General features: G+C 69.2%; 21 protein-coding genes and 1 pseudogene. 8 read left to right on the top strand and 14 right to left on the bottom strand.

Features of this window, described 5'->3' with window-relative positions:
- Positions 1-49: 49 nt before the first annotated feature.
- From OHS70_RS17450 to OHS70_RS17435, 4 genes are all read right to left on the bottom strand, one after another.
- Positions 50-1864: an APC family permease gene (locus OHS70_RS17450; RefSeq protein ID WP_328398544.1), complete on the bottom strand. Its 1815-nt coding sequence runs from the start codon at positions 1862-1864 to the stop codon at positions 50-52.
- 221 nt (positions 1865-2085) lie between these two features.
- A complete protein-coding gene (locus tag OHS70_RS17445; RefSeq protein ID WP_328398542.1) occupies positions 2086-3111 on the bottom strand; it encodes a magnesium and cobalt transport protein CorA in 1026 nt (341 codons plus the stop codon).
- A gap of 110 nt (positions 3112-3221) precedes the next feature.
- On the bottom strand, positions 3222-4367 hold the full coding sequence (gene corA / locus OHS70_RS17440; protein ID WP_328398540.1) for a magnesium/cobalt transporter CorA: 1146 nt from the start codon (positions 4365-4367) through the stop codon (positions 3222-3224).
- A gap of 249 nt (positions 4368-4616) precedes the next feature.
- Positions 4617-5735 (bottom strand): cation diffusion facilitator family transporter, encoded by a 1119-nt coding sequence (locus OHS70_RS17435; protein ID WP_443062612.1) that lies wholly within the window; start codon positions 5733-5735, stop codon positions 4617-4619.
- A gap of 79 nt (positions 5736-5814) precedes the next feature.
- On the opposite strand from OHS70_RS17435, the gene OHS70_RS17430 reads away from it, so the two are divergent.
- On the top strand, positions 5815-6171 hold the full coding sequence (locus tag OHS70_RS17430; protein ID WP_328398538.1) for an ArsR/SmtB family transcription factor: 357 nt from the start codon (positions 5815-5817) through the stop codon (positions 6169-6171).
- A gap of 101 nt (positions 6172-6272) precedes the next feature.
- Here the strand turns inward: OHS70_RS17430 and OHS70_RS17425 are convergent, their stop codons facing one another.
- Together OHS70_RS17425 and OHS70_RS17420 are read right to left on the bottom strand one after the other, a co-directional pair.
- Positions 6273-7193 carry a hypothetical protein gene (locus OHS70_RS17425; RefSeq protein ID WP_328398536.1) on the bottom strand — a complete coding sequence of 307 codons (921 nt, stop codon included), beginning with the start codon at positions 7191-7193 and terminating at the stop codon, positions 6273-6275.
- Between the two features lie 267 nt (positions 7194-7460).
- The gene (locus OHS70_RS17420; protein WP_328398535.1) at positions 7461-8909 is read right to left on the bottom strand and encodes an FG-GAP and VCBS repeat-containing protein; all 1449 of its coding nucleotides are present in this window, start codon (positions 8907-8909) and stop codon (positions 7461-7463) included.
- 487 nt (positions 8910-9396) lie between these two features.
- On the opposite strand from OHS70_RS17420, the gene OHS70_RS17415 reads away from it, so the two are divergent.
- Complete coding sequence (locus OHS70_RS17415) at positions 9397-9882, top strand: pentapeptide repeat-containing protein (protein WP_328398534.1); 486 nt, start codon at positions 9397-9399, stop codon at positions 9880-9882.
- Between the two features lie 620 nt (positions 9883-10502).
- On the opposite strand, the gene OHS70_RS17410 is transcribed toward OHS70_RS17415, so the two are convergent.
- Both OHS70_RS17410 and OHS70_RS17405 read right to left on the bottom strand, forming a co-directional pair.
- Complete coding sequence (locus OHS70_RS17410; RefSeq protein ID WP_328405682.1) at positions 10503-10925, bottom strand: hypothetical protein; 423 nt, start codon at positions 10923-10925, stop codon at positions 10503-10505.
- Between the two features lie 261 nt (positions 10926-11186).
- Entirely contained in the window at positions 11187-12347 is a 1161-nt protein-coding gene (locus OHS70_RS17405; protein WP_328398532.1) for an NAD-dependent formate dehydrogenase, read from the bottom strand.
- Between the two features lie 193 nt (positions 12348-12540).
- On the opposite strand from OHS70_RS17405, the gene OHS70_RS17400 reads away from it, so the two are divergent.
- The 5 genes from OHS70_RS17400 to fmdA all read left to right on the top strand — a co-directional run bounded on the left by OHS70_RS17400 (position 12541) and on the right by fmdA (position 15911).
- The gene (locus tag OHS70_RS17400) at positions 12541-13083 is read left to right on the top strand and encodes a fluoride efflux transporter FluC (RefSeq protein WP_328398530.1); all 543 of its coding nucleotides are present in this window, start codon (positions 12541-12543) and stop codon (positions 13081-13083) included.
- On the top strand, positions 13080-13451 hold the full coding sequence (gene crcB / locus OHS70_RS17395) for a fluoride efflux transporter CrcB (RefSeq protein WP_328398528.1): 372 nt from the start codon (positions 13080-13082) through the stop codon (positions 13449-13451). Before OHS70_RS17400 ends, crcB begins: the two co-directional genes overlap by 4 nt.
- Before the next feature lie 178 nt (positions 13452-13629).
- Positions 13630-13908 carry an FmdB family zinc ribbon protein gene (locus tag OHS70_RS39065; RefSeq protein WP_443062611.1) on the top strand — a complete coding sequence of 93 codons (279 nt, stop codon included), beginning with the start codon at positions 13630-13632 and terminating at the stop codon, positions 13906-13908.
- A 79-nt stretch (positions 13909-13987) separates the two neighbouring features.
- Positions 13988-14626, top strand: coding sequence for an AmiS/UreI family transporter (locus OHS70_RS17390; RefSeq protein ID WP_328398526.1), 639 nt, complete (start codon positions 13988-13990; stop codon positions 14624-14626).
- Between the two features lie 25 nt (positions 14627-14651).
- Positions 14652-15911, top strand: coding sequence for a formamidase (gene fmdA, locus OHS70_RS17385; RefSeq protein ID WP_328398524.1), 1260 nt, complete (start codon positions 14652-14654; stop codon positions 15909-15911).
- 184 nt (positions 15912-16095) lie between these two features.
- On the opposite strand, the gene OHS70_RS17380 is transcribed toward fmdA, so the two are convergent.
- The 6 genes from OHS70_RS17380 to lepB form a co-directional block, all read right to left on the bottom strand.
- Positions 16096-17337, bottom strand: coding sequence for a PP2C family protein-serine/threonine phosphatase (locus tag OHS70_RS17380; protein WP_328398522.1), 1242 nt, complete (start codon positions 17335-17337; stop codon positions 16096-16098).
- A 311-nt stretch (positions 17338-17648) separates the two neighbouring features.
- Entirely contained in the window at positions 17649-17921 is a 273-nt protein-coding gene (locus tag OHS70_RS17375; RefSeq protein ID WP_328398520.1) for a hypothetical protein, read from the bottom strand.
- Positions 17922-17963: 42 nt separating this feature from the next.
- Positions 17964-18224, bottom strand: coding sequence for a hypothetical protein (locus OHS70_RS17370; protein ID WP_328398518.1), 261 nt, complete (start codon positions 18222-18224; stop codon positions 17964-17966).
- 78 nt (positions 18225-18302) lie between these two features.
- A complete protein-coding gene (locus OHS70_RS17365; RefSeq protein WP_328398516.1) occupies positions 18303-18542 on the bottom strand; it encodes a hypothetical protein in 240 nt (79 codons plus the stop codon).
- Positions 18543-18546: 4 nt separating this feature from the next.
- Positions 18547-19116, bottom strand: a complete 570-nt coding sequence (locus OHS70_RS17360) for a DUF5994 family protein (protein ID WP_328398515.1) — start codon at positions 19114-19116, stop codon at positions 18547-18549.
- A gap of 1027 nt (positions 19117-20143) precedes the next feature.
- The gene (gene lepB, locus OHS70_RS17350) at positions 20144-20809 is read right to left on the bottom strand and encodes a signal peptidase I (RefSeq protein WP_328398513.1); all 666 of its coding nucleotides are present in this window, start codon (positions 20807-20809) and stop codon (positions 20144-20146) included.
- A 203-nt stretch (positions 20810-21012) separates the two neighbouring features.
- On the opposite strand from lepB, the pseudogene OHS70_RS17345 reads away from it, so the two are divergent.
- A pseudogene (locus tag OHS70_RS17345) lies at positions 21013-21261 on the top strand (hypothetical protein); the annotation flags it as partial.
- Positions 21262-21775 lie beyond the last annotated feature (514 nt).

Below are 21775 nucleotides of genomic sequence, written 5' to 3'. Positions count from 1 at the left end.
ACGCGGCCGAGGACCCCTGGAACCTTTACCTCCTCGCCACACCCGTTCGTCACAGGTTCAGGCGGTAGGGGAGGATGCAGACGATCACGTCGGTACGTGCCCTCAGCGCCGCGGCCAGCAGGAGGCCGCGCTGGTTCTGCAGGATCTGGTAACGGCGGTGGCGCGGCTCGACCTCGGGGATGAGAACGGCGATCTGCCGCCCCGTCGCCGCCTCGCGCCGGACATAGGCGACGATGGGCTCCACGAGCGAGCGGTGCGGGCTGTCGATGATGTCGAGACGGATTCCCGGATCCCAGCTGTCCCAACTCTCCTGAAGACTCCGGGCCTTGGCGGGGTCGTCGTGCACGGCGACCGCCACGACCTCACGGCCGAGGGAGCCGGCGGCCGTCAGCGCGTGCTGGGCGAGCTTGCTGATCTCGCCGACCGGCACGATGACCAGGGAATCGGTACGCCGCACCGGCGGCGGGACCCGGCCGAGTCCCAGTTCCCGGCCGACCGCCGTGTAGTAACGCGCGATGCGGGCGAACAGCAGCATCAGCAGCGGCACCGCGACGACCACCACCCAGGCGCCCTCGAGGAACTTGGTCGTCAGCAGCACCAGCCCCGCCACCAGGGTCAGCACCGCGCCGAAGCCGTTGAGCACCGCGCGCGGCAGCCAGCCGGGCGGCCGCTGTCCCGCCCAGTGCCGTACGAGCCCGATCTGGCTGATGGTGAAGCCGATGAACACGCCGATCGCGAACAGCGGGATCATCCGGTGCGTGTCGGCGTTCACCGCGATGAGCAGCAGCGCCGCGAGCAGCGCAAGGGCCACCACACCCCAGCGGTACACGGGACGTTCCGTGCGCAGACCGAAGAGATGGGGCAGCCGGTGGTCCTTGGCGAGCAGGCTCATCAGGACGGGCAGCCCGCCGAAGCTGGTGTTGGCGGCGAACAGGAGAGCCAGGGTGACGATGAGGTTGGTCGCGTAGTACGGCCAGCCCGTCCCGTACGAGCCGGCGATCAGCTGCGCGAGCACGGTCACCCCCTCCCGCGGAATCACATGGTCACGGTGGATCAGCACGGCGAGGCCGATCAGCATCAGTCCCAGCAGCGCGCCCAGCATCAACTCGGTGCGCTGTGCCCGCTTCACGCGCGGCGGGCGGAACGCGGGTACGCCGTTGGAGATGGCCTCCACCCCGGTGAGCGCGGAGCAGCCCGAGGAGAACGCCTTCAGGAGCAGCAGCAGTCCCAATGTCTCCGTGACATGGACGGGTTGGGCGCTGCCGACGACGGCCACCGGGTGAGCGCGCAGCAGTCCCAGAACGATGATGCCGACCATGCTCGCCACGAACAGCAGGGTGGGCAGCATCAGCACCCGGGCGCTCTCCGCCACCCCCCGCAGGTTCACGGCGGTGAGCAGGGCCAGCCCGATGAGACAGACCTCGAGCAGGTGCTCGCCGAGCCAGGGGAAGGCGGAGGCGAGACTCGCGGCGCCGGCGGCCAGACTGACGGTCACGGTCAGCACGTAGTCGACGACGAGGCTCGCCGCCGCCAGCAGACTCGTCCGGGGGCCGAGCTCCTTCTTCGCCACCGCGTAGGCGCCACCGCCCTCCGGGTGTACGGCGATCACCTGGCCGTACGAGACCACCAGCACCGCAAGCAGCAGGGCGATGGCGAGCGTCACCGGCAGCGTGGCAGCCACCGCCGCGGTGCCGGCGGTGACCAGGACGAGCACGATCGCCTCTGGTCCGTACGCGACCGAGCTCAGCGCGTCCAGCGACAGGGCGGCGAGCCCCTCGAGGCTGGTCAGGTGGTGCTTGTCGCCTTCCCCGTGCTGGAGCGGGACCTTCGGCCGCAGTTCGCGGCGGGCCAGACCGTACGCCATGGGGAACCTCGCGGTGCAGGGTGCGGGGGCTGTCCGGGGACAGTGTGTCCGCACGGGTGCGGTGCGAGTCGTCAAGGACGCGCCAGGGCCCGGCGCAAGTCGCTCAGAGTGCCGTCTGCCGGCCGGAGCCGGCGCCCCGGGGCGTCCTCACCAACCCGCTGCTCCTGCTCCGTCCCGACGCCGGAGCGGCGCGGGCCCCTCGGATCGCGGCACCTGTGTGCTCACAGCCAGTGCTTGCGGTGGAAGGCCCAGTAGACAACCGCGCAGACCGCCGCGGTGACCAGGAGCGCGATCGGGTAGCCGAGCGGCCGGACCAGCTCGGGCATGTGGTCGAAGTTCATCCCGTACACGCCGAAGATCATGATGGGGACGGCGATGATCGCGGCGATGGCGCTGATGCGCCGCACGTCGTGGCTCTGCCGGACGCTCGTCTGGGCGAGCGTGAGAGTCAGTGAGGTGTCCACCAGTTCCATCAGGGTCGCGATGCGCTCGCAGGCCTGGCCCAGATGGTCGTGGACATCGCGCAGATAGGTGGCGATGTCGGTGTCGATGCCCGGCAGCCGGCCCTCGCAGAGCCGGTACAGGGGCTGGGAGAGCGGGGCCACGGCGCGGCGCAGTTCGAGCAGTTCGCGCTTGAGCTGGTAGATGCGGCCCACATCGTGCGTCGGCTCCGGTGAGAAGGCCTGTGCCTCCACCTCCTCCACATCCGTTTCGACGGCCTGCACGACCTCGAGGTACTGGTCGACCACGGCGTCGGTGACGGCGTGAAGGACGGCGGCGGGTCCATGGACGAGCAGCTCCGGATGGACTTCCAGGCGGGCGCGCACCCCCGTGAGCCGCCGGGAGGGCCCATGGCGGACCACGACGACGAAGTTCGCGCCCATGAAGGCCATGATCTCGCCGGTGTCGACGACCTCGCTGGTCGGGGTGAGCCGGTCGTGCTCGACGTAGACGGTCGTCTTCAGGACCAGGAAGAGCGTCTCGTCGTACATCTCGAGCTTGGGGCGCTGATGGGCCTTCACCGCGTCCTCGACGGCCAGCGGGTGCAGGCCGAAGGCGTCGGCGACCACCTGGAGCTGATCGACGGACGGCTCGTGAAGCCCGATCCACACGAAGCTGCCGGGCTTGGCCCGGGCGGCTTCCATGGCTTGTGAGAGAGGCAGCAGGCCGGGACGGCGCCGCCCGTCCTCGTACAGGGCGCAGTCCACCACCGAACCCGGATGCTCGGTCGTGCTGTGATCCGCCATGGGCTCTCCTCGGCGCACAGGTGCGGGCACGGCGTGGCGCGCGGACTACCCCTTACGACAGTTGCACGGAAGTGCGGCCCCCGTCGCGGCGGGACGGTGCACGACCCGGCTCAGAGCCAGTTCCGGCGCTTGAAGACCACGTACAGCGAGAGGCACACGACAGCCATGAGCGCGAGTGCGAAGGGGTACCCGAAGAGCCAGCGGAGCTCGGGCATGTGGTCGAAGTTCATGCCGTAGATGGTGCCGACCAGCGTCGGGGCGAACAGAATGGCGGCCCAGGACGAGATCTTCTTGATCTCCTCGTTCTGCGCGTGGCTGCCCTGGGCCAGCTGCTTCATCTCCTCGTTCTGCTGCTGACTGACCAGGGTGGCGTTGACGGTGAGGATGTCCTGCAGCGCCATGCGGAAGCCGTCGACCCGTTCGGTGACATGCGTGGCGTGGTCGGCCACGTCACGCAGGTACCGCCGCAGTTCCTCGTCGATCCCGTACTTCTCGAATCCGGCGGACAGGCCGTCCAGGATCCTGTTCAGGGGACGGGTCGCACGCTGGAACTCCACCACTTCCCGGGAGAGCTCGTAGATACGGCGGGACACCTTCGGGTCGCCGCCGAAGACCTCTGTCTCGATCTCGTCGACATCGTTCTCCACGCCGGCCACCACGGGCGCGTAGCCGTCGACGACCGTGTCGAGGATCGCGTACAGCACCGCCTCGGGGCCGCGCTTGAGCAGATCGGGGGAGCTCTCCATCCGGCGCCGGACGGCGACCAGGTCGGGGGCCGCCCCGTGGCGGACGGTGATGACGAAATCGGGTCCGACGAAGATGTGCAGCTCGGCGAAATCGACCTCTTCGGTGTCGTCCATGTAGCGGGCGGCGCGCAGCACCACGAAGAGGGTGTCGCCGTAGCGTTCCAGCTTGGGCCGCTGGTGCGCCTCCATCGCGTCCTCGACGGAGAGCTTGTGCAGGTCGAACTCTTCGGCAACGGACAGCAGCTCGGCCTCGGTCGGCCGGTGCATGCCGATCCATGCCATGCTGCCGGGCGCCTCGCGGAGCTTCACGAAGGTCTCGGCGAGCGAGTCATGGGTGCTGATCCGGTGCCCGTCCTGGTACAGCGCGGCGGTGATCATGCTGGGCCGGCGGACCGGCGGCTGCTCGGCCGGTGCGGCCGTGCCGGGCTGCTCATCGGTGGGGCGGGGCGCGGCGGGGGGCCTGGCCGCCTTCTTGAACGGGCGCAGGGCACGCAGACGACGCTCGGACATGACGGAGTCCTTCCGCAGGCAGGAAGAGAAGGCGGCCGAGGACAAGGACACGCCGCGGACGCCGCCTTCGGATCCGGCTAGGGTCCGGTCGGCCCGGCGTCCAGCGGCGCGCGACTGGGAGGTTCACCACGCATCGCGGTCTCACCTGCCTTCGCACGCACGGGGCTGGTCCACAGTGCAGGGTAACCCTCGGGGGCGAACGCCGGACGACGGCATGGGCATCGGGGCGGCTGCGCCACGTCCGCCGGGTCAGACCGCGGCATGGTGGGCCAGAGCCGCGTGCGGGTCCGCCTCGCCGCTGCCGGCGGCCGGATCGGCGTGGACGAGGGCGGCGGTGAGACGGGGCACGGCGTGCAGCAGCGCGTGCTCGGCGTCGACGGCGACCCGGTGGGCCTCGCGGAGGTTCAGGTGGCCGTCCACGACGATGGCGACCTCGGCCCGCAGCTGGTGCCCGATCCACCGCATCCGCAGCTCGCCCACCTCTTCCACGCCCGGCACGTTCCGCAGGGCGGCCTCGGCGGAGTCGACCAGGGCGGGATCGACGGCGTCCATGAGGCGGCGGAAGACCTCCCGGGCGGCGTCCTTGAGGACGAGGGCGATGGCCACGGTGATGAGCAGGCCGACGATCGGGTCCGCCAGTCTCCAGCCGAGCGCGGCACCGCCTGCGCCGAACAGGACGGCCAGGGAGGTGAAGGCGTCCGTGCGGGCGTGCAGCCCGTCGGCGACCAGTGCGGCGGAGCCGATCCTGCGGCCGGTACGGATGCGGTAGCGGGCCACCCACTCGTTGCCGGCGAAGCCGACCGCCGCGGCGGCGGCGACGGCCGGGAGGTGGGTGATCTCCCGCGGGTCGAGCAGTCGGCCGACGGCGGTGTACGCGGCCAGGGCGCAGGAGGCGGCGATGGTGGCGACGATGGCGATGCCGGCCAGGTCCTCGGCGCGGCCGAAGCCGTAGGTGAACCGACGGCTGGCCGCCCTGCGGCCGAGGACGAAGGCGATGCCCAGCGGCAGGGCGGTGAGCGCGTCGGCGGCGTTGTGGACGGTGTCGCCCAGCAGAGCCACCGACCCGGAGAGCACCACGACAACGGCCTGCAGCGCGGCGGTGGCTGCCAGGATCCCGAGCGAGATCCACAGGGTGCGCATGCCGTCGGCGGAGGTCTCCATGGCGGAGTCGACCTTGTCGGCGGCCTCGTGCGAGTGTGGGGTGACCAGGTGCGCGATCCGGTGCCTGATCCGTGCCCACCGGCCGGGCGGGCTGCTGTGCGCGTGGCCGTCGTGGCCGTCGGGCGCCTGTCCGGGGGGCGCGTGCCCGTGATGGCCCGCGCCGTGGTCGTGGCGGTGCGGCCGGTGGGGTGCGCTCTTCTCGCTCACGGCAGCTCGGTCCTTCCGGGTCGCGGGTGGGCAGGGCGGGCCGTTGCACACCGGCCACGCACGCCCTCAGTATGTGCGTATGAACGCACGCTTGCACCTGTCAGGTGCGCACGATGCGCAGGAGCCGGACGACGGCACACGACTGGCGGTGGCGGTGGAGGTGCTGGGTCTGCTCGCCGACCGAACCCGCCTGGCCCTGCTGCAACGGCTCGGCGAGGGCGAGGCGGATGTGACCACCCTGACCCGGGCGTGCGGGGCGGCGCGGCCCGCGGTCAGCCAGCACCTGAGCAGACTCCGGCTGGCCGGTCTTGTCACCGCACGCAAGGAGGGCCGACGCGTCATCTACGCCCTGCGCCACGGGCACTTGCGCCGCTTGGTGGAGGAGGCCCTCAGCGTCGCCGACCACCAGCTCGGCCAACTCCCGCCCCACGACTGACCACTTCCCCGCAGGCCGCATGACGGCCGCACGGTCGGGCTCCGCAGACCGGTTCCCCCTGGTCGAACCCGATCGCGACCTGACCAGACACCTGAAGAGCCCTACTGGCTCGGCGAGGGCCCGTCCTCCTCGTTCGGCACCGGGCGGCCCGTGAACGCGTCCAGCAGGAGACGGTCGCCGACCGGGCGGTCCAGCGTCACCGTCACCTCCTCGCCGAGCAGCTGGCTGGTGCAGGGACCGTCGTTCGTCCCGACGACGGATGCGGACAGCACCACGCTGCCGGCCGTCTCCAGCACGTCCACGGCAGGGCCGTCGTCACAGGCTCCGTGGGTGGCCATCACGGTGACGGACCGGCCGTCCGCGGCCACCTCGACCAGCCGGCCGAGCGGCGCCAGCTCGTCGGTGGGCACCTCCCCGACCGGCTTGACCGGCGCCTGGGGGAGCTTCGACGGGCCGAGGGCGACCCGCTTGAGCGGGGTGTCGTAGCCCTCCAGGGTGAACAGCCAGGCCGGGACCGTCGCCGGGCCACGGCTGGTGGCCAGCGTCATCTCGCCCAGCTTCGCCCCGGTCACGGTGAGGTGCGGGCCGTCGTTGCTGCCGCGGGCCACGGTCTCGTACGCCTTCCGCGCCCCCATCAGCGGCAGCGTGAGCGAGCCTCCGCTCTCCCATTTCACCTTGCCGTCCTTCTGCGGGGTGGCGGGAAGTTCGCCGCGAAGGACGAAGTTCCGGGTCCCGTAGGCGCGTTTGTCGGCTCCGTTGCGGAAGGCGTTCTCGGGCAGCTGGACCGTCTCCCCCACCGGGTAGTAGCCCTTGCGCCATGTCTCGGCGGCCTTGGAGCCGTCCCAGGCGTCGGCGACCCGGCGGGCGCGGGCCTCCGACTCCGGCGCCGGGTCGTCGTCGCCGACCCGCGCGCCATGGCCGCCGGCCTTCTCGCTGCCGCAGCCGGCGACGGCACCGGTTGCGGCGGTGAGCAGGGCGAGTACGACGAGCAGATCGACGGCGCGTGCGGCGTTCGTGCGCATGGGTCCCCCCGGGGACTGATGGCGGCGAGTGGAGGCTGTGCGGTGAGGGGGTGGCGGCCGTACCGCCCCTGTGACGCGGTGACACAGGGCCTGGTTCCGCCGGAGCGGGTGACGGGAGGCGAACCCGCTGTCCTGGATGTGGAATCACCCGCTGACCAGTGAAAACGGGTCCCGGTGGGACGCCGGGGAAGCCGTCGGCGTCACACGAACGGCCGGTCCCGCCACGAGCAGAACCGGCCGTCGACCGCATGGAACGAACCCACCTGGTCAGTGGGTGAAGGGACCACCGAGCCAGGTGTACGACAGCTTGAGCGAGATCACGGTGTACGACTTCGAGCCGGTGCCGGTGGTCCCGGACGCCGAGCCCTTCAGCAGGTGGACGAGGCCATGCCGCGTGTTGTCCAGCCACTCGTTGGTGTCCACCGCCAGGTCGGCGCGGCCGTCCCGGGTGTAGTCGGTGAGCTTGAGGCTCATTCCGACATGGTCGTCGTTCTCGACGGCGCCCGTGATGCCGGAGGTGTTCTGGTCGTACGCCTTGGCCCCGGTGCCGGACAGGCCGCCGGCGCGGCCGAGCAGCACCGTGACCATGCCGGCGTCGCGCTTGCCCGCCAGGTCCTCGCCGGGAGAGCCGATGGCGAGGTCCGCGTACCCGTCACCGTTGACATCGCCGGCGGCGACGGCGGCACCGAAGTGGTCCTCGTTCTCCGACGACCCCGGCACGCCAGCCGTGTCCTGAGTGAACTTCACCGGCTTGCGGGCGGTGTTCGGCCCGGAGGCGCCGCCGTACTGGACCGTGACGTAACCCCGTTCCCCGTCCGGCTGCTCGAAGCCGCGGCCGATGGCCAGGTCGCCGTAACCGTCCTTGTCGAAGTCTCCGATGACGGTGATGGGACCGCTGCCCATCTGGTGGCCTGCGTCGTCGGGCACGCGTACCTCGCCGGCGAGGCGGGTGAAGTCGCTGCCGCCGCGGTGGAAGAAGGCCCGCAGGTCCACGTCGTCGTCGGTGAGATCGCGGCCGAGGATGTAAAGGTCGGTGGCGGTGTCGGCGGTCACCCGGCCGGCCGCCAGCTGCGAGGCGTCCAGATAGCCGTGACCGCCGCCGAGCGACTCCCAGCCGCCGTGTCCGCCGGCGCGGGTGAAGGGGCCCTTGAGCAGGACGACGCCGGACTGGCTCGCGCTGATCGCGGCGAGGTCCTGGTCACCGTCGCCGTCGAAGTCCCCGGCCGTGACGTCGAGCCCGAACTGGTCGCCCGAGCCCTCGTACTCCGGCGCGACGGGCGAGTGGAGGACGGTGCCGGAGCCAAGGCCTTTGGCGCTGCCCCAGACGACGGTCAGCCCACCGCGCATGGCGATGTCGCCGACCTTCTCGCCCGGTGAGGCCACGACCAGGTCGGCGTAGCCGTCACGGTCGAGGTCGGCGGTGGCGGCGGCGAATCCCCACGAGTCGCCCTCCTCGACCGCGCCAGGTATGCCGGGCGAGTCCTGATGGATGGTCTGGACGCGCGTGCCGGGGCCGGTCGACGTGCCGTAGACGACGGTGACCCTGTTGTCCTTGCCGTGCGAGCCGCCGAGCATGACGAAGTCGCGGTAGCCGTCACCGTTGAAGTCGTCGGCCGCCTTGGCGGTGGCCGCCGCCACGGAGGGGGCGGCGAGGAACGGGGCGGATACAGCCGCCGCGAACACTGCGGCGGCGAGGGCGGTATCCGTGGTGCGCATGGAACTCCGTTGTCTGAAAGCGGGCAGTGAGCTGCGTGAGCTGTGCTCTACGACCCGCAGGGATGCCCAATGGTTGTACGTCGACGGCAGGCTGCGGCCGAGGCCTCACCCGACGCCGGATCCCGCTTGCCTCGGCTTGGCTGCGCGCCTGGCGGGGCTGCCGGTGCGGGTGGTGGAGCCTCGGGGCTCACACGGCAGCCGCCGGGACCGGAGGCGGACCATGGCCTGCCCTCAGACGAGGGGGATTCGCGCGGCAACACCGCCATCCACAACGTGGCCAACCCGGACAAACCCCGGGCCCTCGCCGAGGGCACCGCCCACAGCATCGGAACGAGGTGAGCCCTCTGGGTGCCTTGCCCTTCGGCCGACGACCACTGGTGGCCGCACCCGTTTCCCGGACCGGCCCGGACCTGTGTGATCGGCCGACGGCGGCGAACTGTCGCAAATCCGGGCGACGGCAACCGATCCGGCCGGCACGCTGACGCGCATGACCACGCCACTGACCGCGAGACAACGACTTGCCGCGCTCCACGGCAGGGCGGCTGTCAACGGTGAGGACTTCACCGGCCAGAACCTGGCTTCCGCTCGCACGTCACAGCTGCGGTTCACCCGTTGCTCGTTCACCGGGGCCGATCTGCGCCACGCCACCCTGGACGGGTGTTCGTTCAAGTTCTGTGACTTCAGCGGCGCAGATCTGCGCGGGGCCTCACTGCGTGAGGTCAGCCTGGCCGGATGCGATCTACGGGGTGCTGACCTGCGCGACACCGATCTGACCGACGCCAGGCTCTCAAGCGTGAACACCGGCATGCCCCCGTTCGGTCTGACCGACGTCACCGGTGCCCGGTTCGACGGAGCGTCCCTGCGCAATGTTCAGGCGGAAGGCGTCAGCGGGTGGCCACCAGGGCCGGGCGGGAACGACCGGCGCCTGCCTGGCGGCCCGGTTCCCCAAGTTCTGGGTGGGCCACCGGTCTGACGCGGCGTGGACGGCGATCAGGTCGGCAGGCTGTCGAAGGTTCTCAGGGAACGTGGTGAGCGTTGGCGAGTCCACCGCCGCCCGTCGCGATGCCGCCGGTCGGCTTGGCCGGGGCGAAGGTCGGGGTGTCCTGTCGGCAGGAGGCCCCGACAGGCGGCAGGGCGCCGGTGGTGAAGTAGTCGAAACGCTCACGCAGCCCGGTCGGGAAGCAGCGCTCGTACCAGGCCGGCAGAGCAGCCGTGCCGGCACCGCCCGGGCGGGGTTGAAGAACAGCGAACCGATCCTGCGGGTCGGGTCGGTGGCGCTGCGCCGGATCACGGCGAGATGGACGGCGTCACCCGCCGGCCGGTCGTAGTCGAGCGGGACGTCGAGCGAAGGCGTCTGAGCCTTCTCGTCAGTGCTCCGGCCGGCCGGAGCGCCCAGCGTCCTGGGCCGTCCGCGGGCGCCCAGAAGCCACCGGCGACGGCCAGGTACGCAGCGGTCTCAGAGCGCGGGTTCGGTTTCCCGTCACCTGCTCCAAGGGAAAGCTCCAGGCCGGAGCTCCTCGTCCGATGGACGTGCCGGGAGCCGCCCGTCAGGGCGGCTCCCTCCGCACTCGCTCGGGTACGCGCTCCGGCCTGTCAGAGCTTTCCGCCGATCTCGCACGCCTGGCACGGCGGCCGTCCGCAGGTGCACTGCATGATCGCCTCGAGGACCTCGCGGTCGTGGTAGAGGCACTCGTCCTTGCAGGTGTGGCGCGGAATGAAACCCGCCGGGATCTCGCCGGGCCACGGCTCGTGACCGTCACGGCAGCGGACGAACCGCTCGGGATCGGCGGAGTGCAGGTCGTGCATGCTCGACCGCGCCTCGTCCTCCAGCTCCCGCACGCGCTCCACCAGGCTCTTGAGCTCGGCGGAGATGCTGGAGTACCGGTCCGCGCCGGTCCTTACATGTGCGGCCCGCAGTGCCATCACTGCGTTGCCCAGAAACCTGCCGGCATCCTGAAGATCGGTCACGTGATGCATCTGAATGCCGTTCACGCCCCGCACCCACACGGCGTCCATGCTGCTCACTGATCCACCTTCCCGGTGTTCACCTTGGTTTTCTTGCGAAACAGTATGCGTGGCGCCAGTGCCTTCGCATAAGGAAAAAATCCATCTATTTACGCACGCTAAGGCTCTCGGCCGCACTCCGCCAGCGGATTCGGAGTGAGTCGGCTCACAGCACGCAAGGTCTCGGAGCAGGCATGACACGCCAGAATGCCGATTGCCTATTCATGTGGTGGATCTTCTGCTGATTTCTTGTCCACCGGTTGTTATTCGATTTCAGGCAACCGTGTAGGAGCGCGCTCCGGTCCCGGCAAGCCCACCACCGTCGACGATCAGGTACTCCGGACGGATGGGGCGCTCGTCGAACCAGCACTCCAGGATCTCCCGGGTACCGGCCGCGTAGCGGGCCTGCGCCGAGAGGGTCGTACCGGACACGTGCGGCGTCATCGCCTCGTACGGCATGGTGCGCCAGGGGTGGTCGGGCGGCGGCGGCTGCGGGTACCAGACGTCGCCGGCGTAACCGGCCAGCTGGCCGCTGTTGAGGGCTCGCACCACGGCATCCCGGTCGACGATGAGCGCGCGTGCGGTGTTGACGATGTACGAACCGCGCTTCATGACCCCGATCAGTTCGTCGTCGAAGAGGTTCTGTGTCTGCGGATGCAGCGGAGTGTGGATGGACAGCACGTCGACCGAGGAGGCCAGCGAACGCGCGTCGGGATGCCAGGTCAGCCCCAGCTCCTCCTCGACGTCCCCGGGCAGCCGGTGCACGTCGTGGTAGTGCAGCTTGACGTCGAACGGCTTGAGGCGGCGCAGTACCGCCTGGCCGATACGGCCCGACCCGAGGACGCCGACGTCCATTCCTTCGATGTCGTAGGCGCGCGAGACGCTGTCCGCGATGTTCCAGCCCGCCTTGGCGGTCACCCACTCGTGGGCGGGCATGTAGTTGTGCACCAGCGTGAGGATCTGCATGACGGCGTGCTCGGACACGCTGATGCTGTTGCTGTAGGTCACCTCCGCCACCGTCATGCCGTGGGCGATGGCGCTCGGCAGGTCGACGTGGTCCGACCCGATCCCCGCGGTGATCGCGAGTTTGAGACGGGGAGCCGCGGCGATCCGCTCAGGGGTCAGATAGGCGGGCCAGAAGGGCTGTGAGATCAGCACGTCGGCGTCGGGCAGTTCGCGGTCCAGGGTGGAGCCAGGCCCTTCCTTGTCGCTGGTGACGGCATAGGTGTGGCCTCGCTCCTCCAGGAACCGGCGTAGCCCCAGTTCTCCCGAGACACTGCCGAGGAGCTGCCCGGGGGTGAAATCTATGGCGTGCGGGGTGGGGGCGGTCTGACCGCCCGGATAGCCGGTGATGACCGGAATCTCGTCACGTGCGTAGTCGGGGGGATACCCCCCTACGGGGTCCGGATAGAGCACCGCAAGGATCTTTGCCATGGCCGTCCTCCATCGGTCAGGCCATTGCGCCGGTAAACCGGTCAGGGGCCGATGATCTTGAATTTTAGTCGAGCATGCGTCGGCGCTGCAAACCCCGGCAATAATGGGGGAGGTGGGTTATCGGATAGGGATGCGGTCAGTTCGATGATCCATGCGGCAGGAGTCCGACGATCAGTGCGTACGGAGGCTTCTGATGCGGGCCGACGAATCCGGGCCCGACAGGGAATCCCGAGAACCCGCGTACAACTCCGGTGCCGGGCCCGAACCGTCGAGCGAGCCGTTTCGCGCGCGTCTGCGCCGGGGTGCCCTGGCCGCGATCGCGCTCGGCGGCCTCCTGGGCGGATCGGCCCGCTACGCACTGGGGCTGGCCTTTCCCACGCCCGACGCGACGTTTCCGTGGACGACGTTCGCCGTCAACGTGTCCGGTTCGTTCCTGCTCGCGCTGCTGCTCGTGTACGTGTTCGACATCTGGCCGCCGACCCGGTACGTGCAACCCTTCGCCGCCGTCGGGTTTCTCGGCTCCTTCACCACCTTCTCGACCTGGATGCTCGACACCGACCGCCTTCTGGGTCACGGCCACTATGCGGCCGCGGTGTTCAACGTCTTCGGCAGTCTCCTGGCCGGACTGGCCGCCACCACGCTCGGCCTGGCCGTCGGCAGGCGGGCGGCGGCGCGGCGGGCACGGCTCGCCACGCGACGCGGCCACGCCCGCCGGTACGGCTGGTGGGTCCGGTGATCACCCTGCTCGCCGTCGGTGCGGCGGCCGCGGTCGGGGCAGTTGCGCGCTACGTGCTCGCCCAGTACGTGCAGTACCGAAGCCCCGGCAGCTTCCCGCGCGGCACGTGGCTGATCAATATCACCGGCTCGTTCGTGCTCGGGCTTCTCGTGGGCCTCGGCGCGCGGCACGGGCTGCCGGAACAGGTCGTGACCATTGCCGGCGTCGGTTTCTGCGGCGCCTACACCACATTTTCCACGTTCAGTTACGAGTTGACCCTCCTGGGCCAGAAAGGCCAGACCGGAAAAGTCGTGCTGTACGCCGCGTCGAGCCTCGCGGTCGGTCTGGCGGCGGCAGCGGCGGGGCTCGCCGTCGGGTCGCTGGGATAAGGGCCCCGCGAGAGCATCGGCAACGGCTCCGACAGGGGCCGGATCGGACCGTCCGGCACTTGACACGTGGATGTACGAGACGTCTCCTTGAGAGAGGAAATGCACTGTGGATTGCGCCGATCGGCGCGTCGCACATTCTCGGGTTTGCCAGCGTCCACCGGAATCCGGAGTCTGCTGAATGGCAACCTACGAATATCTATGCAGTCGTTGTGGACCTTTCGACGTGAAGTTGGCCATCGGAACAGCGCCCACCGTTCACGGCTGCCCTGTTTGCGCAGGTACTGCGAGACGTGTGTACACCTCGCCCGGGTTCACGCTGACCTCGCACACGGTCGCTGCCCTCCATGAACAGGAGGAGCAGTCCCGTGATGCCCCGGCGGTGGTTTCCGAAGTGCCGCCACGCAGCGCGGTGCCACCGCGCCCGCACCCCGCGCTCTCGCGTTTGCCACGACCCTGAGGGCGGTGGTCGACAAGGCTGAACGTCTCAGGCGGTTACGACGATTTCGTCCCCCACGCGGGCTGAGGAGGTGCGTCCCGTGGGCAACGTGGGACTGCTCTTTGTCGGTGCGGTGCTCTTCATCAACGGAATGCTGCTGCTCGGGAAGGTCGACGCCAAGGCGGCGGCGGTGTTCAACCTTTTCGTGGGCGCACTGCAGGTGCTGACGCCGACTTACCTCATCTTTGCCGCCGTCGGCGATCCCGGAGCGATCCTGGCGGCATCCGGCATCTATCTGTTCGGCTTCACCTACTTGTATGTAGGCGTGGGCCTGCTCGCCGGTCTCGACAGCACCGGCGTCGGCTACTACTCGCTGTTCGTGGCGGTTGCGGCCCTTGGATACTCGTTCGTCAATTTCCGGCTCTTCCGGGACAACGCGTTCGGGGTCATCTGGCTCTACTGGGCATTCCTGTGGTTCCTGTTCTTCCTCCTGCTCGGTCTCAAGCTGGACCGCCTCAGGATCTATACGGGCTGGGTCACGGCGATCCAGGGCTGGGTCACCGGCGTGATTCCCGCGGCGCTGCTGCTCTCCGGTTACTGGGTGAACCCCAACGCAACCGCCATCGCGCTGGCGGTGTTCGGCGTGGTGGTCTTCGCAGCGTTGTGGCCGCTCACCCGGAATTCGCGGCAGCCGGCACCAGCGGCACCGCCGGCCGGAAGTGTGGGCGCACCCACGTGACCTGATCCGAAAATGAGGAGCTGTTATGCCCGAAGAAATCTTCCATGTGGACCACAGCAAGTCGATGCGTGACCAGGACGTTCCCGGACACAACAGGTGGCACCCGGACGTCCCCACCGTCGCCATGGTGAAGCCGGGAGCGGAGTTCCGTATGGAATGCCGCGACTGGACCGACTGCCAGGTCGGCAACAACGACACCGCCGACGACGTACGCGACATCGACCTGACCATCCCTCACATGCTCAGCGGTCCGATAGGCGTGGAGGGCGCCGAACCCGGCGACCTGCTCGTCGTCGACATACTCGACCTCGGCCCCGTGCCGCAGCAGACCGGCGACTTTGCGGGCCAGGGCTGGGGCTACACCGGCATCTTCGCCAAGGCCAACGGCGGCGGCTTCCTGACCGACTATTTCCCGGACGCCTACAAGGCGATATGGGACTTCCACGGACAGCAGGCTGTCTCCCGCCACCTTCCGGGGATCCGCTTCACCGGGATCACCCACCCGGGGCTGTTCGGAACAGCCCCGTCCGCCGAAATGCTCGCCCGCTGGAACACCCGCGAGCAGGCGCTGATCGACACCGACCCGAACCGGGTCCCGCCACTCGCCGTACCGCCGAACCCCGACAATGCACTTGCCGGCACGGCCACCGGAGACCTCGCCACGCGTATCGCCGCGGAAGGCGCACGCACGGTGCCGGCCCGCGAGAACGGAGGCAACCACGACATCAAGAACTTCACGCGCGGTTCGCGGGTCTTCTACCCCGTACACGTCAAGGACGCCAAGCTCTCCGGAGGCGACCTGCACTTCAGCCAGGGCGACGGAGAGATCACCTTCTGTGGCGCCATCGAGATGGGCGGCTTCATCGACTTCCACGTCGACCTGATCAAGGGCGGCATGGAGACGTACGGAATCTCCACCAACCCGGTGTTCATTCCGGGCAACGTCGAGCCGAGGTACACGGAGTTCATGACCTTCATCGGGATCTCCGTCGACCACGACACGGACACGAATTACTACCTCGACGCCACGCTGGCCTACCGCCGGGCCTGCCTCAACGCCGTCGAGTACTTCAAGAAGTTCGGCTACAGCGGAGAGCAGGCCTACCTGCTGCTCGGCTCCTCGCCCATAGAGGGACGTATCAGCGGCATCGTCGACATCCCCAACGCCTGCTGCTCGCTGTACGTACCCACCGCCATGTTCGACTTCGACGTCCGGCCCACCGCCGCCGGCCCGATGAAGGCCGACCGCGGCAAGTGCGCGACGGCCTCCGGCACCCTGGTCTGACCGGACAACGAGGGCCCCGCAGCGGGCACTCGGGGCCGAACACTCAAGGGTCAGGACAACACAAGGGCCCGGGGCAGGGGTCATGACCTTGGCCCGGGCCTTCATCTTCGGAGCGGGTGACGGGAATCGCTTCCCGAGGTTCGTCCTGCCGTTCGGAGCAGGTCGGCGGTGCCCTGGGGCCGGCTCACTCCAGGACGGCGAGGTGGTCGGCGGCGCCCCCGCGCCACTCGATCAGGAAGAGGGTCGCGTCGTCACTGGTGCTCCCGCCCCGTTCCTGCTTGAGGGTGTGGGAGAGCGAGCGCACCACCGCCCGCACTCCCTCCTCTGTCTGCTCGATGCGGTTGACCCAGTGGATGAGCTGATCCTCGCCGAACTCCTCTTCGCCGGCTTCGTGCTCCTCGATCAGGCCGTCGGTGAAGCACAGCACCCGGTCGCCGCGCTGGAGCATCAGCTTGCTGACCTGGGGCTTCTCACCTCCGAAGCCGACCGGCAAGGTGGTGGGACCGTCCAGCCGCCGCAGGACCTGGTGGTTGCGGATCAGCAGTGGTGCGGGGTGGCCCGCGTTGACCCACTGCAGATGGCCCGTCGCGAGGTTCAGGCGCATCATCTGCGCGGTGACGAAGTGTTCGGGCCCGAACTGCTCGGCGATGGCCCGGTCCATGAACGCGTAGATCTCGGACAGGCCGATACCGGCACGTCTGGAATGCCGGTAGGCGCCGACGGCGACGGTGGCCATCGTCGCGGCGTTCAAGCCGTGACCCATCGCATCAACCACGGCCACATGCAGGATGTCGTCGTTGAGTGCGTAGTCGAAGCTGTCGCCGGCGACGTTGTAGGCCGGTTCCAGGATTCCGGCCACCGCGACCTGCGGGACGGACATCGCCAGCGGCGGTAGCAGGGACCACTGGATCTCCGCGGCCACGCTCATGGGTTCACGGCGCCGGGCGAGGAAGAACTGGTCGGTGTAGCTGTGCTTGGTGACCAGCATGTCGGCGATCAGTCCGGCGAGCCTGCGCAGCAGGCGCCGGTCGTCATCATCGACGGTCCCCAGGCTGAGGGCCAACACTCCCACCTGGTCGCTGCCGTCCAGCAACGGCAGATACATCCGGACACCGTCGGCCTGCGGTACCTCGACAGTGGTCGCGTACAGGAAGGCCGCGCCGGCGTGGGAGTCACCGATCGGCTCGGGGGCACCGACGGTCAGCCCCCTGCCCGGCAGCGGCACGAGCAGGAGCTGTGCGTAGTCCTGCAGGAGAACCGAGATGTCCCGGCCGCCGACCCTGGCCACCTCTTCCGCGATCAGCGGGGCGATCAGCTGCGGCGGCATCTCGTGTGCCCGGTCCAGCAGCACCCCCAGCAGCCGCTCACCGAACCCTTCCGAACGGTCCACCGTGCCCTTACCGGACTGCTGATCACCCTCCGCCATAGCCGTGCCCTTTCACCCCACCAGCCTGGTTTCACCCTCACCTGCTGAGCCGGCTGTCCCCAACCGGTTACCGCGCAGCCTGGTGAAGGCTTCGGTGGCTTGCTCGGCCGCTGTACGCACCGGGATCCGCTCTTTGCCGTCGCACCGACAGTGCGCAACGGCCCCGGTGTATACACACCGAGGCCGCCCTTCCGGGTCGGTTGCACGTGAGAGTGCACCGGCCCACTCACCATGCTATGCCTGTGCGGCTTTTCCGGCAGAAGGGATTCCGTGGGTGTTGCGGTCCTGGTCGGAACGGGCTCAGTGCCGCGTCAGCCGCGTTCCTCCTCTTCGGCCTCCATGAGCCGGATTCCCTGATGTGTCAGTGTGACCATCGCGGGTGTGTTCCCCTGTGCCCAGTCGACGGTGATGAGTCCCTCGCCGACCAGATAGGCGCAAGCGGCGGCCAGATCCTGCTCGGGGACCTGGAGGTCGTCGTGCAGCTTCGCCCCGGTGACGCCGAGGAGGCGATTGCCTTCCGTGGTCTCGTACAGGGCTTTCATGATTGCTTCGCGGTAGTGCTTACGCTCGTGGAGTGTTGCCATGATGACCGCCGACTCGTGGGGGCGTCGTCGAGGGCCCTCGCCTCAGACCTCGTCCGTCTGTGTGAGGTCCTGCTCGGAGGACTCACTGGCTTCCAGCCAGGACCGCGCCGGCTCTGCCGTCTGCGTGGTGTCCACAGTGAGGTGGAGGCGGGTTCCGCCGTCGCTGCCGGCGGGGTAGCTGCGCTGTTCCGTGGCGGCGAAGCAACGGCGGAGCACCGCTGCGACCCGACGGGCGGCCTCGGGGGACGCGGCGACGATGCGTACCTCGGTACGCCCGCCCAAGGGTGGTTCCGGTGGCTTCATGGTGACCTCGTTCTTCGGTGCGATGTGCCGGTGGGCACGCGCCGTAGCGCCGCACCCACCGCGCAGGTCAGGAGAAGGTCACGCCTCATCTGCGGCCCCGTCGCGGTGCTCGCGTGGCTGCTGGGCGGTGACGACGGGCGATCCGGCATGCTCTGCCGGCCGTCGGCCCTTCCGGCTCCGTCGTCTGACTCCCGGCATGACATCGCCGTAGCGGAACGCGGCGATCCGTTCGTCGTGCTGCCCATTGAGCAGATGGATCCACAGCACTCCAATGATGATCATGGCGATGATCACGGACACGGTGATGGCGATCTCCACGTCCTTACCTCCCTCGGGCGGAACTCAGGCACCCGGCCGGGTCCAAGTTCCCGGCCGCCGCTGAAGCGTGCCCGCCTTCGGTCTCCCACTCCTCTTCCCGGTTCAGCGTCTCCCTCGCGTCACGGGTGATGTCCTCGCGCGCCAGCAGTGCGCTGGCGCTGAGGAGGCTGCCGGGGGTGGCTGCGGCGGACATCAGCCGGGCGGCGGCAGCTGCGCCGGTCTCCGGCGGGATCACCAGCAGGTCCCAGCGGCCTGCGGTGTAGGAGAGGAGGATCAGTTTGTGCGGGTCCTGCTCGTCGGCGAACCAGCCCACGTGCACCATGCGGCCGGCCACGGGCACCTTGTGCGGGATCACGGGCCAGTGGGCCGGGTTCACCGTGACACGCGTGATCCGGCCCCAGCGTGCGTCCAGCACGTCCAGCAGGGCGGGGAGTTCACGGGAAAGATCGCGGGAGCGAGGCCACCAAGCGCCGTCCAGCAGACCTGGGACCGACCCCGCCAGGGTCAGGGACAGGCGGGCCGGCGGTGAGGCCACGCGCTCATTGAAAAGCGTACGGTCGATGGTCGCGTTCATGGCGCGGACCTGTCCCCGGGGGCTTGTCTTCGACGTCCCGGTGTTGTTGCTCGCCGAGAACGACACCGGCGTGGGAGCCGGTGCGCGAAGTACTCCCGGTGGTTTCACTGTACTCCGGGGACGGTCCGCTGAACCCGCGCGTGACCAGCCATTTCATCGGGAACCCGGATCTGGTCGGCGGCGCGTGGGCCTGGGAATCGCCTCACGGGTGGCGTTGAAACCGGCGGGAACATCGGCGACACCATCCGGAACCGCCCTGCCGGTTCACCCCCGCCCAGGGCGGTCACGGGGCCTCAGTGGGGCGGTGCATGCGCTCGACGGAGCTCGCCGACGGTCCACTCGGGCACGGTGTGTTCGAAGGGCTGGAGACCGTCAGGGTTCGTCACGGCCGGGAGTATCGGCGAGAGTCGCGACGCGGTGATTCCCGGTCGCTGCTGTGCCGCTACCCGTCTTGCGGAGTCCGGCCGGGCACACGGGCGGCGCGCCGCTGCCGCACGACGAAGACCCGTACCACGACCGACGGCACCAGGAAGAACAGGGCTGCCGCGCCCGACATCACCGACGTTCTCCGTGCTGCTGCGACGCAGGAGCTTGACGATCAGGACAACCCCGATTGCAGCCATGACTCCGAACGTGATGCCGAGCTCGATCACAGAAACCCCCGCTGTGGCTGCTCAGCCTCACGACAGCGGCCGACCTGGCGGCGGCCTAGATGACGGCCCACGTGGTCGGTGCAGCGGCTTTGGGCGGGAGTTGTCATGGGGCGAGGCTTGCCGATGAGCGGACCGAGATCCGACGTGGTGAATGGCAGGACCCGGACGCCCGGCGGTCAACTTCGCTGCGTCCGCGGCCCCTCGCGACGCGTTCCGGGCCACACTGAAGGACACGATGGTGCGCGCGGGGCAGTCTTCCGAGCGGGCGGCGCTGATCTGTCAGCACTCGGACCTGGAGCGGCAGCGGGAGGTGGCTGCCGGCCCGGACCAGCCCATGCAGGCACGGCGTGATGGACCGAGTTCGTCTACCGGGCTCAGGCCACGGGCCACGGCGGCGCAGCCGCGAGCGGCCGCCGGGCACGCCGTCCGGTCGCGTACCCCGCGATTCCCAGGCCGATCCCGACCAGGGTCAGCACGATCCCGAGGACCCCGAGCGCCACCAGCACCGCCGGCACAGTGAAACCCTTCTGCACTTGCCCGAGCACCCCGGAGGCCGCGACGCTGCCCGACTGCTCGTCGAGGAAGAACCGCGAGTCGTTCGAATTCCCCCGGTGGTCGCCCAACAGGAACAACCGCCCGTCCGGCACCCGCACGTCGTACGGTCCGGTTGCCGGGTTCACTTCGCCGCGCATCACATACGGTTCGTCGACCGGCTTCCCGTTCACCGTGATCCGATTTCCGTCGCACACCACGTGATCGCCGCCCATCCCGATGACCCGCTGCAGGACCGGTCCGCCCTGATAGCGATCGGGCACATTGACGAGTACGACATCACCCCGGCGTATCTCGCCCGCGTCGATGCGCTCGATGACCAGCCGCTCGCCCGGGCGATACGTGGGCTCCATCGCCTCGCTCATGACGGTGACCCCCTGGTACTTCGTGAGGAAGTACCCGATGCCCCCCAGCACCAGGACCAGCCCGAGTGGCACCAGTACCCAGGCCGCGACCCTCAGCCCGCTGCCCGCTCCCCGCCGCTGCATGAACACCCCTCCTTGAACCGCCCGAGGCCAGGCGGACCGGTAGAGGCTAGGCGGTCTCGGGGCGGGAACGCACCTCACCCCCGAGGCCGCATTGGTCGGTGGAGTCTTTGGCCCGGTCAAGTGCCGGCGCAGGGGCCCTGAAGCACCGGTCCGAAAGATCCCGTATTCGGTCATGCCTGACCAGGCGGGACGCTGACCTGCGTCTCAAGGACACGATGGTCCGCGCCGGGCAGTCGTCCGAGAAGGCAGCACTGATCTGTCAACACTCGGACCACGAGCGTCAGAGAGAGGTCGCCAGAGGGTTGGACGCGATGGTGAGAACCGCGCGCCAGAAGAGCTCTGACCATCCCGGAGAGGGCTCAAGTGAACACAAAGGCCCTGGTCGGGGATCATTTCCCTGGCCTGGGCCTTCATCTTTGGAGCGGGTGACGGGAATCGAACCCGCGCTCTGAGCTTGGGAATCCAGAGAATGATGTGGCATCTCAGCGGCCTGGCCTGGGCAGGTCCGCTTCACCGACGGCTGACTCTCGCGCTCGAGTCACCGCAGTTGACCGTGACTGTCCGCCCCGAGTGGTGCGAAGTGGTGCGCGACTCGACACGGAAGTCGCCTGCGGCGCCTGCGACCCATTGGGGTCGGCTTCGCCGACGGGCTGCAACACCCACGAATGTTGCAGCCGTCTGTGACCGGACACCCGGGACAACCTCTGTTCCGAGTATCCGGGCGGTTCTCGCAGGTCGGGGCTCTGTCCGGACAGCCGGACAGTCCGGACCCCTCTGGTGCCCTGGCGTCCGCGGCCTCTACGGCAAGCAGCGGATCCGAGCGCGGTGGAACCCGCCCTACTTACTTCATCAAGGCGGCTCGCTTCCGCTCGCCGCGCGCGGCCCCGGTTCCAGCATCGGCCTCGACGTTCCTGTTTCCGCGCCGCTCCGGATGTCTGAGTCACCTGGCGGGACAGCATCTGGCGG

It is taken from the genome of Streptomyces sp. NBC_00390 (assembly GCF_036057275.1).
GTDB lineage: Bacteria > Actinomycetota > Actinomycetes > Streptomycetales > Streptomycetaceae > Streptomyces.
The sequence above is the reverse complement of the archived record's forward strand: the minus strand, read 5'-3'. Positions and strand labels throughout refer to the sequence as shown.

Excerpts from the sequence above, each read along its gene's own strand:
- OHS70_RS17450 (WP_328398544.1), bottom strand. The coding sequence starts at position 1,864 with ATGGCGTACGGTCTGGCCCGCCGCGAACTGCGGCCGAAGGTCCCGCTC.
- OHS70_RS17445 (WP_328398542.1), bottom strand. The coding sequence starts at position 3,111 with ATGGCGGATCACAGCACGACCGAGCATCCGGGTTCGGTGGTGGACTGC.
- corA (WP_328398540.1), bottom strand. The coding sequence starts at position 4,367 with ATGTCCGAGCGTCGTCTGCGTGCCCTGCGCCCGTTCAAGAAGGCGGCC.
- OHS70_RS17430 (WP_328398538.1), top strand. The coding sequence starts at position 5,815 with ATGAACGCACGCTTGCACCTGTCAGGTGCGCACGATGCGCAGGAGCCG.
- OHS70_RS17425 (WP_328398536.1), bottom strand. The coding sequence starts at position 7,193 with ATGCGCACGAACGCCGCACGCGCCGTCGATCTGCTCGTCGTACTCGCC.
- OHS70_RS17420 (WP_328398535.1), bottom strand. The coding sequence starts at position 8,909 with ATGCGCACCACGGATACCGCCCTCGCCGCCGCAGTGTTCGCGGCGGCT.
- OHS70_RS17415 (WP_328398534.1), top strand. The coding sequence starts at position 9,397 with ATGACCACGCCACTGACCGCGAGACAACGACTTGCCGCGCTCCACGGC.
- OHS70_RS17410 (WP_328405682.1), bottom strand. The coding sequence starts at position 10,925 with ATGGACGCCGTGTGGGTGCGGGGCGTGAACGGCATTCAGATGCATCAC.
- OHS70_RS17405 (WP_328398532.1), bottom strand. The coding sequence starts at position 12,347 with ATGGCAAAGATCCTTGCGGTGCTCTATCCGGACCCCGTAGGGGGGTAT.
- OHS70_RS17400 (WP_328398530.1), top strand. The coding sequence starts at position 12,541 with ATGCGGGCCGACGAATCCGGGCCCGACAGGGAATCCCGAGAACCCGCG.
- OHS70_RS39065 (WP_443062611.1), top strand. The coding sequence starts at position 13,630 with ATGGCAACCTACGAATATCTATGCAGTCGTTGTGGACCTTTCGACGTG.
- fmdA (WP_328398524.1), top strand. The coding sequence starts at position 14,652 with ATGCCCGAAGAAATCTTCCATGTGGACCACAGCAAGTCGATGCGTGAC.
- OHS70_RS17380 (WP_328398522.1), bottom strand. The coding sequence starts at position 17,337 with ATGGCGGAGGGTGATCAGCAGTCCGGTAAGGGCACGGTGGACCGTTCG.
- OHS70_RS17375 (WP_328398520.1), bottom strand. The coding sequence starts at position 17,921 with ATGGCAACACTCCACGAGCGTAAGCACTACCGCGAAGCAATCATGAAA.
- OHS70_RS17370 (WP_328398518.1), bottom strand. The coding sequence starts at position 18,224 with ATGAAGCCACCGGAACCACCCTTGGGCGGGCGTACCGAGGTACGCATC.
- OHS70_RS17360 (WP_328398515.1), bottom strand. The coding sequence starts at position 19,116 with ATGAACGCGACCATCGACCGTACGCTTTTCAATGAGCGCGTGGCCTCA.
- lepB (WP_328398513.1), bottom strand. The coding sequence starts at position 20,809 with ATGCAGCGGCGGGGAGCGGGCAGCGGGCTGAGGGTCGCGGCCTGGGTA.